The 12,737-nt window shown below is 63.3% G+C and carries 13 protein-coding genes; 2 read left to right on the top strand and 11 right to left on the bottom strand.

What is annotated here, in order from left to right:
* Window positions 1-2: 2 nt before the first annotated feature.
* Genes BerOc1_RS16530 through BerOc1_RS16515 form a run of 4 tightly spaced genes read right to left on the bottom strand, consistent with a single transcriptional unit; the run spans window position 3 to window position 4,714 of the window.
* Entirely contained in the window at window positions 3-647 is a 645-nt protein-coding gene (locus BerOc1_RS16530) for a DUF4254 domain-containing protein (RefSeq protein ID WP_071546865.1), read from the bottom strand.
* Entirely contained in the window at window positions 640-2,082 is a 1,443-nt protein-coding gene (locus BerOc1_RS16525; RefSeq protein WP_071546864.1) for an MltA domain-containing protein, read from the bottom strand. Before BerOc1_RS16525 ends, BerOc1_RS16530 begins: the two co-directional genes overlap by 8 nt.
* A 23-nt stretch (window positions 2,083-2,105) precedes the next feature.
* On the bottom strand, window positions 2,106-3,869 hold the full coding sequence (locus tag BerOc1_RS16520) for an ARMT1-like domain-containing protein (protein ID WP_084641653.1): 1,764 nt from the start codon (window positions 3,867-3,869) through the stop codon (window positions 2,106-2,108).
* A gap of 2 nt (window positions 3,870-3,871) precedes the next feature.
* A complete protein-coding gene (locus BerOc1_RS16515; protein ID WP_242653025.1) occupies window positions 3,872-4,714 on the bottom strand; it encodes an NAD(+)/NADH kinase in 843 nt (280 codons plus the stop codon).
* Between the two features lie 185 nt (window positions 4,715-4,899).
* On the opposite strand from BerOc1_RS16515, the gene BerOc1_RS16510 reads away from it, so the two are divergent.
* Both BerOc1_RS16510 and flgM read left to right on the top strand, forming a co-directional pair.
* Window positions 4,900-5,310, top strand: a complete 411-nt coding sequence (locus BerOc1_RS16510; RefSeq protein WP_341349797.1) for a DVU0524 family FlgM-associated protein — start codon at window positions 4,900-4,902, stop codon at window positions 5,308-5,310.
* Window positions 5,311-5,338: 28 nt separating this feature from the next.
* Window positions 5,339-5,647, top strand: coding sequence for a flagellar biosynthesis anti-sigma factor FlgM (gene flgM, locus BerOc1_RS16505; protein WP_071546862.1), 309 nt, complete (start codon window positions 5,339-5,341; stop codon window positions 5,645-5,647).
* Between the two features lie 24 nt (window positions 5,648-5,671).
* Here flgM and fliW read toward each other — a convergent pair whose 3' ends face one another.
* The 7 genes from fliW to BerOc1_RS16470 form a co-directional block, all read right to left on the bottom strand.
* Window positions 5,672-6,091, bottom strand: a complete 420-nt coding sequence (gene fliW, locus BerOc1_RS16500) for a flagellar assembly protein FliW (protein WP_371912970.1) — start codon at window positions 6,089-6,091, stop codon at window positions 5,672-5,674.
* Window positions 6,091-6,333 (bottom strand): carbon storage regulator CsrA, encoded by a 243-nt coding sequence (csrA, locus tag BerOc1_RS16495; RefSeq protein ID WP_071546860.1) that lies wholly within the window; start codon window positions 6,331-6,333, stop codon window positions 6,091-6,093. The genes fliW and csrA overlap by 1 nt, the downstream gene beginning before the upstream one ends.
* Before the next feature lie 103 nt (window positions 6,334-6,436).
* The gene (gene flgL / locus BerOc1_RS16490) at window positions 6,437-8,104 is read right to left on the bottom strand and encodes a flagellar hook-associated protein FlgL (RefSeq protein ID WP_071546859.1); all 1,668 of its coding nucleotides are present in this window, start codon (window positions 8,102-8,104) and stop codon (window positions 6,437-6,439) included.
* 15 nt (window positions 8,105-8,119) lie between these two features.
* Window positions 8,120-10,255, bottom strand: coding sequence for a flagellar hook-associated protein FlgK (gene flgK, locus BerOc1_RS16485; protein WP_071546858.1), 2,136 nt, complete (start codon window positions 10,253-10,255; stop codon window positions 8,120-8,122).
* Window positions 10,255-10,734 (bottom strand): flagellar export chaperone FlgN, encoded by a 480-nt coding sequence (gene flgN / locus BerOc1_RS16480; protein ID WP_071546856.1) that lies wholly within the window; start codon window positions 10,732-10,734, stop codon window positions 10,255-10,257. Before flgN ends, flgK begins: the two co-directional genes overlap by 1 nt.
* Before the next feature lie 77 nt (window positions 10,735-10,811).
* A complete protein-coding gene (locus BerOc1_RS16475) occupies window positions 10,812-11,546 on the bottom strand; it encodes a rod-binding protein (RefSeq protein ID WP_071546854.1) in 735 nt (244 codons plus the stop codon).
* A 1-nt stretch (window position 11,547) separates the two neighbouring features.
* Complete coding sequence (locus BerOc1_RS16470) at window positions 11,548-12,705, bottom strand: flagellar basal body P-ring protein FlgI (protein WP_071546853.1); 1,158 nt, start codon at window positions 12,703-12,705, stop codon at window positions 11,548-11,550.
* Window positions 12,706-12,737: the final 32 nt, after the last annotated feature.

Below are 12,737 nucleotides of genomic sequence, written 5' to 3'. Positions count from 1 at the left end.
CCCTATTTCTTGTTTCCGTAGAGTTCCGGGTTGAGCTTGGGGTCGTTGTACATCTTGAACTGGAAATAGACCTTGGGCTTCTTGGTCCCGGCGAAATATTCGTCGACCAATTCCAGAATGGCCCGTTCCAGATCATTGTGCTGTCGCTTGAGCACGCCGACCTTGTTGTCGCACTGTTGGATGTGCTCTTCATCCACATCCTTGCGCGAACACTGCTCTTTCATGTGATAAATCTTGAGCGCCTGGATGGACAGCCGATCCAGGGCCGCGCCCACGGTCTCGGTGTTGTACCGCTCCTGGGCATCAATGGGCAGGAGCGGCTCCATGGCCGAGATGAGACATTCGTCCACCCGTTCGATGAGGTCGTTGCGCTTCTGGTTGAGCTTGTCGATGGCGTACTTGCAGTCCGCGATGACGCGGGCGTCCACGTCCTTGCGCCGGGCGCGGTCCTCGACGTGCCAGAGCTGGAAGTTGGCCCAGTGCTGGCGGGCCACCAGTTCTCGCAATCCCTCGAGCCCGGCCAGATCGTCGGCGGGATTGCCTTCGTACACGGGCTCGCCGAAATGCCAGTCCATGACGGACCGAATCTGGTGGGCCACGGCGTCCCGAATGGTATTCTTGATGGAATCGTGTGTGATGTCAGCCATTGATCAGTGCTTCTTTGCTTATGAGGAGGTATACGGTGGCTTCGGTCTTGATGTTGCTGGCAATGGGCGCCACCGCGTTGCCCTCGCCTATGTAGTAATCGACATGGGGGCCTTGGATGGCCGTGCCCGTATCCTGGGCCAGGCCGATGCCCGACACCTTGCGCTTGCCCGCGGGGCGGCCGTCCCGGGCCTCGGGAATTTCGGCCTCGAAGGCCAACAGACTGCCGAGCGGCAGGAGCTTCCGGTCTGTAGCCAGTGAAACCATCGGCGTCAACGGCTTTCCGATGGTCCCCTCGGGCGGCGAGTCCTCCAGGCGGAAGAACACGTAGCTCCGGTTCTCGGCCATGAGCTCGAACATCCGTTCGGGATGCTTGTCGAAATACCGTTTCACGTCCTCCTTGGCCAGGTGCCCGTCCGGGAGCAGCCCCTTGGCGTGGAGGATGCGGCCCAGGGAGCGGAAGCCGTGGCCGTTCTTGGCCCCGTAGAGCACGTTGCGGGTGGTCCCGTCGGGCAGCCGCAGCCGCCCGCACCCTTCCACCTGCATGTAGAAGACGTCCACCGGGTCCTTGGCCCAGGCGATCTCGAGCCCCCGGCCGGACAGGACCTTGCGCAGGTCCACGTCGCCGCGCCTGTAGTACGACAGCACCCGCCCCTTGTCCACGCGGTAGAACCGGTAGCGGCCGCGCACCGGGCCGTAGCGCAGGTCCTCGGGCACGCCGTAGATGGGGTATTCGTAGCCGGGCCGCCGGGTCAGGCTGGCCTCGATCTCCGGGGTGTAGTAGCCGGTCATGAGCGGCTTCTGGCGCATGCCGTACCAGACGAAGCGCTGGGCCAGCAGGTCCGGGTCCGCGTCCAGGTGCGGCAGCAGGTCAAGAAATTCCTCCAGGGAGCGGACCACCTGGCCCCAGGTCAGGGACATGCCGGGCCGGGCCAGGGCGGGCTCGTTGGCCGGCATGTTCAGGGCGTATTCCAGGCTGCGCTGGACCGGTCCTTCCAGGGCGCGCCAAGTGTCGAGCCCCTGGCTCCTGATGTCCAGCCGGGCCATGTTCTGCGCTCCCTCCACGTTGGACAGGGGGAAGAACATGTCGCAGGCCGGGATGGACAGAGGCTCGCGCACGGGCCGCAGGGTCAGTCGGCGCACCGCTCCGTCACGGTACAGGCAATTCTCGCCGACGGACAGCGCGGCCACGGCGTCGGCGTCCTCTTCCGCGATCTCGGCACCCTCGGTGCTCCCGGCTTCGGGGGCCTCGACGGCGGTTTCTCCGCCAGCCGGTTTTTGGGCGGCGGTCTCCCGTTCGACCGGCGCGGCCGCCTTGGACCCGAAGAGCGGCCCGGACTTGACGCACGACAGCAGCGCGGCCAGGCAGGCCACGGCCAGCAAAAGCCGGAACGCCCGCCACAGGGAGGGCCGTATGTCGTTGAAAGCATGCCGCATGGGTACCGCGCCGTTTGAAGTTCCTAGCCGCACGAGTCGATGGCCACGTCGCAGAACTTGCCCACCCCGTACTCCCGCCTGCGGAAGAACTTCTCTGGGTTGGGGCCGATGATCTGCAGTTCGGGATGGGCCCGCTGCACGTCCAGGGCGATGTGCATTTCCTTGGTGCAGCCGGTGGAATAGGTGGAGTCCTTGCCGGTCCAGACCGGGGGCACCTTGCGCCCCATCAACTCGAAGCTCTTCTCAATATCGAAATACGTCTGGAAACGCCAGACATTGATGTACCCGCTGCGCTGGACCTTTTCCCACATGAACATCAGGTCGTCGGCGTCCATGCCCTCCTCGAAGTGCTCGCCGGGATTGATGATGTACACGTCGTCCAGCTGCCCCCGCAGGTGGTTGACGTAGGTGGTGATGACCTCGATGGCCTCCTTGGTCTGGCCGGGCACCGAGCCGATGATCCCGGAGTAGAACATGACCGTCTCGCCCCGGGCCCTGGCCTGACGCATCTCCCGGATGATCTCCTCGGCCTTGCCGCTGATGTACTGCTCGGAGAAGATCAGCACCCGCTCGGGCTTGGGCCGGAAATGGACGTGAAATTCGCCCCGCTCGTCCCTGCGGAAACTGAGGATGTCCCGGGTGAACTCATGGGAGTTGAGGATCAAACGGTCGTAGGTGTCCTCGCCCTTGGCCAGGATCAGGTCGCACTCCTTCCAGGCCCGGGCAAAGGTCACCGAGGTCCGGTAGGGGTTGAACTTCTCGCGCGTGCCGTCGGAGATGACCAGGAAGGGATGGCGGGCCATGACGGCCAGCAGCTCGTTCTTGGACAACTTGTCCTCGCTGACGAAATGCGCCCCTTCAAAGGCCTGGGCCAGTTCCAGGTCCGAGTCCCGGTCCCAGAAGGTCGGATGGTCGAAATAGAACCCCTCCTTGAGGGCCATGACCACGCGGTGCCCCAGCCGGAGCAGGGCCTTGACCACCTTGAGGTCGAACAGGATGCCGCCCGCCCGGTTGGGCAGATACAGGATGCGGCGGCGCTGCTCCCCGTCCTTGCCCAGCCGCTCGAACATCGGGTTAAGGAGGTCCGAGCCCTCGCGCACCTCCTCGGCCAGGCCCGAGGCGCGCAGCCCGTCCAGGGAAAACATCTCCGGGTTCCAGTGATCCGTGAAGGTGGCGATGCGCATGAGCCGCTCGATCTCGAGGCGGTCGAGCCGGTTGCGCAGATCATCGGTCCTGACGCCGACATCGATGTCCACGGGACTGCCGTGGACCATCTCGTCGAACACCGGGCTCTCGACCATCTCGGCGGCCCGCCGGTTGAGCCCCCGGCGGATGTGCAGGTAGGGATCGTCGATGCCGGACTGGGTCATGAAGATGGTGATGAACCACTTCATCAGCCGCGAGGGCATGAGGATGGGCGAGGCCAGGACCATGCGGAACTTGTGCCGGGCCAGCTGGATGAACCGGCGGGCCATCTTCCGGTCCGAGCAGAAGTCGCGGGACAGGTGGAGGAACCGCTTCCACTGCTCCAGATACTTTTCGAGCAGCCGATCCGGCAGCCGCTGGTCCAGAAGCATGGTGAACATCCAGTCCGAGCACGGAGCGTAGAACTCCCCTTCCTCGAGCGCGACCATGAAGCGCATCTGCTCTTCCGAGGCGTTCTTCAGCGGATCGATGGTGTATTCCAGGTGATTTTCCGACATGAAGTGGAGCAGCAGCGCGTCCAGGGCGGGGTCGAGCCCGTACTTGATGTCGAGGACCGAATCGAATTCCTTGGCCAATCCCATGTTCACCTCTCGGTCAGAAAACCGTGTTTCTTCAATTTCTCGAAATATGCGCCCTGCCCCAGGTCCACCACCAGCAGGTCGGCGGGCGATTTCTCCACGACCACCTCGTCGCCCGGTGCGAGCCTAACGGCGGTCTGGCCGTCCTCGGTCAGGTTGACTTCGCCCGCCTGCTCCCGGACGCGCACGGTGATCACTCCGTCCGCCGGAAAGACCATGGGCCTGAAGCTGCTCTGGAAGGGGCAGACCGGGATCACGCAGCAGACCGCCAGCCCGGCGTGGACCAGGGGGCCGCCGGCCGAAGCCCCGTAGGCCGAGGAGCCGGTGGGCGTGGACACGATCAGCCCGTCCGCCCGCAGGCAGGAAATGCCGATGCCGTCATAGGCCAGTTCCAGCCGGACGAGCCGGGCCAGCTCCCCCCGGCTGACGACCAGTTCATTGATGACCAGTCCGTCGGCCATCTCCTTGCCATCGCGCAACACGGCGTACTTCAGGACCAGGCGCGGCTCGGCGCTGAACCCGTTGTCCAGCGCGTCCTCAAGCCACGGACGCCACCCGTCGCGCTCCAGCTGGGGCAGAAAACCCACCCGGCCGAGGTTGACGCCCATGAGCGGAGCCCCGAAACGCAGCAGCCGCCGGGCCGCGCCGATGAAGGTGCCGTCCCCGCCCAGGATCACGGCCAGGTCGAAGGGGCCGCTGATCCGTTCCTCGTTCTCGCAGGACTTCCGGGGAGCGTCCGGGCGGTGCTCGCAGGTCTGAAAGGGCACCCCCCTTTCGTCCAGGAACCCGGCCATGGCCTCGCGCACAGCCTCGGCGGCCTGATCGCCCGGCTTGCTCACGATAAGCATTTTCCCTACGGTGCGTTTCATGATCGGTATTTTTATTTAAATTCCGAGAAACATCCAACCTTTTTCCCCTGGACGGTCCTTTTCCCGCCCCTTGGCCGACCGGCTTTTCTGGCTTTTTTTTCGTTTTCCCCCTAAAGTTTTTTTGAACGGGGACGATCGTATCATTCAAGGAAGGGAGAAATACCGTGAATGCATCGTCCACCAATGTTCGCAATATGCTGCGCACCTATGGAAAGCAGCTTACGAGCGCGAAGCGTCTCGCACGCTTCAGGCAGGCGATGGGCGGTGCGGAGCCCCCGGACGACATAGCCAGGCAGGCCAAGCGCCGGGAGCTGGTGCAGCGCATCGCTCACGAGGTCATTGAAAACCTGATCGTCAATTCCGAGCGCTCGCCGGTGGTCCAGGCGGTTCTGGACCAGCTGGAAAGCGAGTTCGACGGCCGGTACGTGTTCGAGTACCCGCTCGACGGAGGCGACGTTCAGATAATCAGGGAGACGCCACAGGGGCCGCGGGACGTGGAAGGTTCCGAGAGGAGCAAGGTCTTGCGGAGACTGTGGGAAATAGCATTGTCAAAGGTGGATGGCACCATGCTTTGATGACCCCGTCCCCAACGGGAGGTACGACATGGTTATTAGAAACATCGTGGGGGATCAAAACCCTTACGCAAACAAGAAGATCGAACGGCCGGAAGCCAAGGAAGCCAGGAGCACGCAGGAAAGCGTGAAGACTTCCGGGGAAGCAGCCGACCGTGTGGTTCTCTCGTCCGAGGCCCGGCTGCGGGGCACCGCCCTGCAGACCGCCAAGGAAGCGCCCGACGTCCGCCGCGAAAAGGTGGACGAGCTCAAGCGCAAGGTCAAGGACGGAACCTATCGGCCCGACCTGAAAAAGGCCGCCGCGAACCTGATTCGCGACGACCTCGATCTCTTCGTTTAGCACGAGAGGGCAGCGACCGAACGATCAGGACCCTATCGGCCGGAAGTGCGTGGGATAGCCCGCTTCCGTCTGAGGAATCTGAAGACCTATCCTCGTCTCCGTGTTGATGACAATCGGCCCCTGGAGATTGAGGGTGGTGTCTTCAGGTTTGTCCTGTGGAATGGTCACGGTCACCAGGATGGCCAGCTGCCGGATGTTCTCCACCTTCAGGACCTTGCGGTCCGGATTCTCGATCTTCACGTCATAGTCGTCGATAAAGCTGTAGGGATCGGCCACCAGGAGCCCGAGTCCCGGGTCGGTGATGCACTGCAACAGCAAAAACGGCGAATCCCCTTCCCTGACCGGAAGCAGCGTGTACTCACGCTTGTCCTCGAGCCCGACCAGTCCGCGGGGGAAATACAGGATGGAGTCGGAGAGGATTTCCCGCTCGCCCAGCCGGGTCATTATTTTTTGCGTTCTTTCTTTTGCCATAGCGCCGCCGCCGCGAGCAGGTCCTGCTGGTTGACTTCCAGCGCCTGCCGGTTCTGTTCCTTGATCTTCAAATAGACCTCTTCCCGATAGACGGTCATGTCTTCGGGCACATCCAGGCCGATCTTTATCTGCTTTCCCTGAACGCTCAGGATCTTCAGCTTGATATTGTCGCCCAAATAGAGGCTTTCTCCCGGTCTCCGGGTCAGAATCAACATTTCGTTACCAAGTCATTCCTTCGGCTTGTCCGCTTTTCACGCGGCATACGCCTTGCCGACTACATGAGGTTCACCCGCAAGTAAAGTGCATTATTTTATTAATTTATATAAACTTCGAAAGATTGAGCTGCATGATCATGGAGGTCGAGCGCAGCACGGACTCGTAGACGATCTGCTGCTGGGCCAGATCGGTCATCAACTCGGACACGTCAGCGTCCTCGATGGAACTGAGCAGGGACTTCTCGTTGAGCGTCAGCCCGTCCACGATGTTCTCGCTGATGGCCAGCCGGTTCTGTCGGCCGCCCACCACGGCGATGGAGTTGACGATGTGCTCCTGGGCCTTGACGAGGTTGGCCAGGGACTGCTGGCAGCCGGTCTGGTTGTTGGTCTCGGCAAAAGCCACCAGGTTGCCCATGACCTCGAACAGATTCATGGAGTCCTCGTCCTGGCCCTGGATGGACAGGGCCATGTTCGGTGCGCCGTTGGAAAGAAACGCCCGGCTGGCGTTCAGGCTGCCCAGCGTCAGGATGGAGCCGTTGGACGACAGGATGACGTCCGGGTCCATGTAGATGCCGCCGAAGATGTCCTTGCCCACGTGGTTGACCTGGATCTGCTCGCTGTCCGAAACGTCCAGGTTGATGGCCGCCACGCGCGGGTGGATGACGAACTGCTGACCCGGCCGCAGCTGGTTGGAGCCGTTGGAGGTCAGGGTCAGGATGCCGCCGTTGGCTACGGACAGCACCGCCTCGTTGGCCGAGGTGTCGGCCTGGGCCACGTTGCCGGTCACCCAGTTGATGCCGCCGTCCAGGCTGTAGGAGTACTGGATCGCCTGGTCCATGGTCACGGCCGACTGGTTGTCGATGCGGATGGTTACGTTGGTGTCCAGGAAGGAGCCCGAGGCCGCGGCCGAAAGCAGGCCCACCCCCGGCCCCAGGGAATCCACCTGCGGCGGCGCGTCCTCGTCGTCGCCCACGTACTGGGCCGAGGGCCTGATCCACATCCAGGTGCCGTCGGACACGGCCACGTCGGTCGGATCGTTGACCTTGATGGCGGTATCCCCGTGGAAGCTCACGCTGGTGCCGCTCTGGGGCAGGTTCAGAACCCCTTCGGTGCCCGTGAAATTCATGGTCGCGTCCGTTTTCCAGGTGCGCCCGCCGTCGATGGAGTAGCGCACGCCCAGGTTGGGGTCGGACAGGTTCATGTTGCCGCCCACCGGGGTGGCCCCGGTGGTGTCGTAGTACTGTACCAGGACCGTGGTGTCCGAGGAGCCGTTGACCGTGAACTCCGCGTTGCGGCCGAAGTCCTCGTCGTTGGTGGTCAGCCACATGATCTGCTTGAAGGCCGCGCCGTCGGTCTTGTGTCCCGCGAAAATGGACTTGTCCTCGAAATCGGAGTTGGACAGGCTGATGAGCTGTTCGAACAGGGAGCGCATCTCGTAGCTGACCTGCTCGCGGTTGTCCGCATCCACGGTGCCGGTGGCCACCTGGGTGGCCAGCTCCTTGGCCCGGGTCAGGATGGTCGAGACCTGCATGAGGGCCTCGTCCGCGCTGCCCAGCCAGCCCTTGGCCGTGGAGATGTTCTCCCCGTACTGGTCGAGCGAACGCAGGGTGTCGCGGTGGTCCAGGATGCGGGTCATGCCCGTGGGGTCGTCGCTGGGCTTGTTGATGGCCTTCTGCGTCTGGGCCTTGATGTTCAGGTCCATGAGCGAACTCAGCGACGTGTTCAGATTGTACACGTAGCGATTGAAAAGCATCTGTTGTGTTACGCGCATAGCCTTTTCTCCGGCCTACGGTTTAAGCGAAAGGATGGTCTGAAGCATCTGGTCCGCCGTGGTGATGAGCTTGGCCGCCGCCGTGTAGGACGCCTGATACTTGATCAGGTCGCTCATCTCCTCGTCCAGGTTGACGCCCGAGATTTCCTGCTGGCGTTCATCCAGGTCATTGGCCAGGGTCTGATAAAAATTCTGGTTGAACTTGGCCCGATTGGTGTCCGTGCCCACGTTGCCCACGATGCCGTTGTAATAGTCGAGAATGGTCTGCGAGGTGGTCCCCTCCACGGCAGTGGAGGTGGTCACGTTGGCCTCGCGCAGGGCGTACATGGACAGGGCCGTGGTGTTGTCCCCGGAGTTCATCTCCCCGGCACCGTTCACGTGACCCGTGGCCAGATAATCCAGGTCGCCGGATATCTTCTCGTTGATGGCCATGGAGTTCGGGTCCTCCCCCTTGAAGAAGGTGTTCAGCCCCAGGCCGGCGTAGAGCCCCGCCGAGTCCGTACCGAAGGCGAAGGTGTAGCCGTCCTCGGCCTCCAGGCGCAACTTGTTGTTGACGATGGTGGCGTTGATGGCCCCGGCATAGGTCCGGTTGAAGGCGTCGCGCACGTCCTCCAGGGTGTGAATCTCCGGGTTGAAGGTTCCGCCGCTGCCGTCGAAATCCAGAGCCGCGCTCGAGGCCAGCAGGCCGGTGGACGCGTTGTAGACATACATGAAGGAACTGCCGGACTGGAGCTTGTCGCCGAAGGCCAGCCCCGTGGAGTCGCTGGCGAGCGCCTTGTTGGTGTAGTCCACCTGGTAGGTGCCGTCGGCCACGGTGAAGGCCTGCAGTCCCGCACCCTGGCTGTGTCGGCGGTTGGTCTCCCAAATAACCGATCCGGCCAGTTCGTCGAGCTTGGACCGGTACTTGCCCACATAGTTGTCGCGGAAGGAAAGCAGTGCGGCGATGGAACCGCCCGTGAGCCGCTGGGTGTTCTCCTCGCCGTTGAAATGCAGCTGCGGGGTGATTTCCTCGGCGTGGGAGGTGTTCTGCACCCAGTACAGTCCCTGGTGCGGGCTGATGATGAACCGGTCGCCGTCCACAAAGGTGCCCGAGGGCGAGCCCTGAGCCCCGGCGTTGGAGCCGAACCAGATCTGCAGTCCTTCGACGTTGACCCGGTCGTCGTACTCCCGGGCGGAAAAATAGCGCGTGCTGCCGTCCTCGTTGGCCAGCCAGGTCACGCCGCCGTCCAGGGAGACCCGGAACTGCGCCGCCCCCGCTCCCGAGCCCACCTGCCCCACCGGGTCGCCCGCGTTGGAGGACACGAACTCGATGGTGTACTCGAAGTCGTCGTTGCCGTCGAAATAGATGTTGCCGTCGAATGTGGAGTCCGGCCGCAGGTCCTCGACCTTGGCCGGTGCCCGGAAGTCCAGGGAAAAGGCGCTCTCCGCGTCCACCAGGGTCTGCCCGGACTGGGTCAGAACCGTGAAGTTGCCGCCGCCGTTGTCGATGGTCTTGATGTCCACCAGCTCGGCCAGGGCGCGGACCTTGCGTGCTCGCTCGTCGTACAGGGTGTTGGAGTTGTTCTGGCCGGGTACGTCATGAACCTGGATCTCCCGGTTCAGGGAGGCGATGTCCTGCATCAGGCTGTTGGCCTCGGCCACCTGGGCCGCCACCTCGCCGTTGATCCGCTCCTGCATGAGCGAGAGGTTGGTGTCCACGGCCTTGAGGGTGGATATCAGGGTGGCCGCGTCATTGACCACGGTCTGGCGCGCCCCGTAGTTGTCGGGCCGCTGGGAGACCTCGTTCCAGGAGTTGAAATACTGGGACAGGGCATCGCTCACGCCGCTGCCGCTGGACTCGTTGAGCAGGTTCTCCACGCCCTGGAGCTGTTCGAAGAGATTGCCCCACATGCTGCTCAGGGAGGACTGGCCCAGGTACATGGCCTCGACCATCTCGTCGAAATGCCGTACCACCTCCGTGGCCTTCACGCCCGTGCCGAGCTGGCCGGGCGAGTAGTCGATGTAGGGCCCCTCCTCCAGATTCACCGAGCGGCGCGAATAGCCTTCGGTGTTCACGTTCGAGATGTTCTCGCCCGTGACCTGCAGTTGGACCTGCGAGGCGAACAGGGCCCACCGGCCCATGTCCAGGATGGAGTTGGCTCCGAAGGACATTACAGTCTCCCGCTCAGCAGGCGCGCGTCATTGATGCCCTTGGCGAACCGGGCGGTCCGGCCGTAGGTCGTGGTGGATTTGGGCTTGATCTGGTTGTGCATGAAGTCGAGCAGCCCCTTGGACTGGTCGAACAGGGCCATGGCCAGCTGCTGGTTCTTGGCGGCCTGGACCCCGCACTTCTGCTCGGTTTCGTCGAGCCGCTTCAGAAGCTGGGTGATGGCCCCGGCCTCCTCCTCGTCCAGGCCGGGCAGGATATCCCGGACCCGCTGGGCCGAGGGCTCCACCCGGGCGACAAGACGACGCAGGGAGACGCGCTCGCCCGCCACCTGGCGCATGAGTTCCTGGATGGACAGCTCCACCCGGGAAACGGACTGGGGCTTGAGTTGGGTGAGGCGGGAAAATTCTTCCTCGAGCAGCAAGAGCATGAGCAGCATGGCCTTGTTCTGGCGGACCAAATTTTCCTCTATCAGACGGATCATCCTGCTACCTCATCATGAATAATTGGTTATATTCACTTAATAAATCTTGATTTTCGTCCCAATTCGCTCCCAAGAGCTCACCCAATTTCTGCAAGTTTCCGGCCAACCTCGCCGTCCCCGGCTCCTTCCGCCGTGTAGCCGTTGCGCCTGCCTCTCTGCGCGGCCCCGGACAGTCCCTCGCGGATGCGCCGGGCCTCAAGCCTGTGGGTCAGCGCATCGAGCCGGGTCCTGACCTCCGCGTCGCTCAACACGCCGGTCGGATCGTTGGTCCGCCCCTTCGCGTCGGACGCCTCCAGAGGAGCCGCCCCTCTGGAATCGTCGACCGCCGAGTCACCGCCCCAGTCCTCCAGGGTCATGCCCTTGTCGCGGTTCAGGGCGATGGGCTCGGCGTCCCGCTTCAGGGGGATGCCCTCCTCCTTGACCGGGTTGATCTCGACCCCGCCGGACAGGGTCTCCTGGCTGGCCTGCTTGAGCTTCTGGCTGAGCTGGTCATAGATCATGTCCGCCAGCCCGATGCCGCCCGCCTGGGCCATCTTTTCCGAAAAGTCCCGGTTGAACATGGACATGTAACTGTCCTCCTGCTTGGAATGCAGGTAGCCCTCCTTGGGCACGGACTCCTTCATCTGCTCCCAGAGCTTGCCGATGAAAACCGCCTCGAAATTCTGGCAGGCCTTCTTGAGCTTGCCCAGCTTGTCCGGATCCGCGCCGGACAGGTTCTTCTTGAGCCCGTCCATCTGCGACTTGAACCGGGCCAGGTCCTGGGTGTCGGCCACCTGCGCGGCCAGTCGGGGGTCCATGGTGCTGTCGATCATGCTAGATAACCTCCACTTCGGCGTGCAGGGAGCCCGCCGCCTTGAGGGTACGAATGATGGAGATGAGGTCGCGCGGGGTCGCGCCGATGGAGTTCAGGCCGTCGACCAGCTCCTGCAGGGTGGCGCCCTCCATGAGCATGAGCTGCTTGTTCTGCTCCTGGACCTGGATGTCGGTCTGGGGCGTGACCACGGTCTCGCCGTCCGAGAACGGGCCGGGCTGGCTGACCTGCTGGGTCTCGGAGACCACGATCTGCAGGTTGCCGTGGGCCACGGCCACGCGGCTCAGGCGCACGTCCTGGCCGAGCACCACGGTGCCGGTCTTTTCGTCCACCACCACCTTGGCCTTGCCGTCGGGCGAGATGTCCAGGTCCTCCAGGGAGGCCATCAGCGGGACCATGTTGCCCCGGAACCGGTCGGGCAGCTCCAGGTCGATGGTCGAGATATCCTTGGCCCTGGCGAACTGGCCGCCCATGCTGGCGTTGATCTTGTTGACCACCTGCATGGTCGTGCCGAAGTCGCGCACGTCCAGGTTCACGGTCATGTGGTCCTGGTTGTTGAACTTGAAGGGCACGCTGCGTTCGATCACCGCGCCGTTGGGAATGCGGCCCACGGTGGGAATGTTCTGCTGGGCGTTGGCGGCCGCTCCGGCCACGTTGAAGCCGCCGATGGTCAGGGCGCCCTGGCCCACGGCGTAGACCCGCCCGTCCAGACCCTTCAGCGGCGTGACCAGCAGGACTCCGCCGAGCAGGGACTTGGCGTCGCCCAACGAGGAGACCGTGATATCCAGGTTGGAGCCGGGCTTGGCCGAGACCGGCATCTTGGCCGTGACCATGACCGCGGCCACGTTCTTGGGCTTGAGGTCGTCCGGGTTGGCCTCCACGCCCATCTTCTCGAGCATGTTGGACATGGAACGCATGGTGAACGTGCTCGACGTGCCGTCGCCCGTGCCGGCCAGGCCGACCACCAGGCCGTAGCCCACCAGTTCGTTGGTCCGCACCCCGCTGAAGCTGGCGATGTCCTTGAGCCGGGCCGCCCGGGCCTCGGCCGGGGCGAACACGAAGGCCAGATACAGGACCAGCGTGACGAACAGGGCCGCCAGGATCAGGGTCCGGGCCGCTTCGCCGGTGTCCACGGGGTTGATGCGTTCATTCAGGGTCATGGCATTCACTCCTCAAACCTCTTCTATTTCTT

Source organism: Pseudodesulfovibrio hydrargyri, from assembly GCF_001874525.1.
Taxonomy (GTDB): domain Bacteria; phylum Desulfobacterota; class Desulfovibrionia; order Desulfovibrionales; family Desulfovibrionaceae; genus Pseudodesulfovibrio; species Pseudodesulfovibrio hydrargyri.
Note: the sequence above shows the minus strand (reverse complement) of the source record. Positions and strands in the feature narration are given on the sequence as shown.

What these genes read in the sequence shown, in the direction of transcription:
- flgM (WP_071546862.1), top strand. Translation starts at nt 5,339, where the DNA reads ATGGTTATTAGAAACATCGTGGGGGATCAAAACCCTTACGCAAACAAG.
- BerOc1_RS16470 (WP_071546853.1), bottom strand. Translation starts at nt 12,705, where the DNA reads ATGACCCTGAATGAACGCATCAACCCCGTGGACACCGGCGAAGCGGCC.
- fliW (WP_371912970.1), bottom strand. Translation starts at nt 6,091, where the DNA reads ATGACCCGGCTGGGCGAGCGGGAAATCCTCTCCGACTCCATCCTGTAT.
- flgL (WP_071546859.1), bottom strand. Translation starts at nt 8,104, where the DNA reads ATGCGCGTAACACAACAGATGCTTTTCAATCGCTACGTGTACAATCTG.
- BerOc1_RS16530 (WP_071546865.1), bottom strand. Translation starts at nt 647, where the DNA reads ATGGCTGACATCACACACGATTCCATCAAGAATACCATTCGGGACGCC.
- flgK (WP_071546858.1), bottom strand. Translation starts at nt 10,255, where the DNA reads ATGTCCTTCGGAGCCAACTCCATCCTGGACATGGGCCGGTGGGCCCTG.
- BerOc1_RS16520 (WP_084641653.1), bottom strand. Translation starts at nt 3,869, where the DNA reads ATGGGATTGGCCAAGGAATTCGATTCGGTCCTCGACATCAAGTACGGG.
- BerOc1_RS16525 (WP_071546864.1), bottom strand. Translation starts at nt 2,082, where the DNA reads ATGCGGCATGCTTTCAACGACATACGGCCCTCCCTGTGGCGGGCGTTC.
- flgN (WP_071546856.1), bottom strand. Translation starts at nt 10,734, where the DNA reads ATGATCCGTCTGATAGAGGAAAATTTGGTCCGCCAGAACAAGGCCATG.
- csrA (WP_071546860.1), bottom strand. Translation starts at nt 6,333, where the DNA reads ATGTTGATTCTGACCCGGAGACCGGGAGAAAGCCTCTATTTGGGCGAC.
- BerOc1_RS16515 (WP_242653025.1), bottom strand. Translation starts at nt 4,714, where the DNA reads ATGCTTATCGTGAGCAAGCCGGGCGATCAGGCCGCCGAGGCTGTGCGC.
- BerOc1_RS16475 (WP_071546854.1), bottom strand. Translation starts at nt 11,546, where the DNA reads ATGATCGACAGCACCATGGACCCCCGACTGGCCGCGCAGGTGGCCGAC.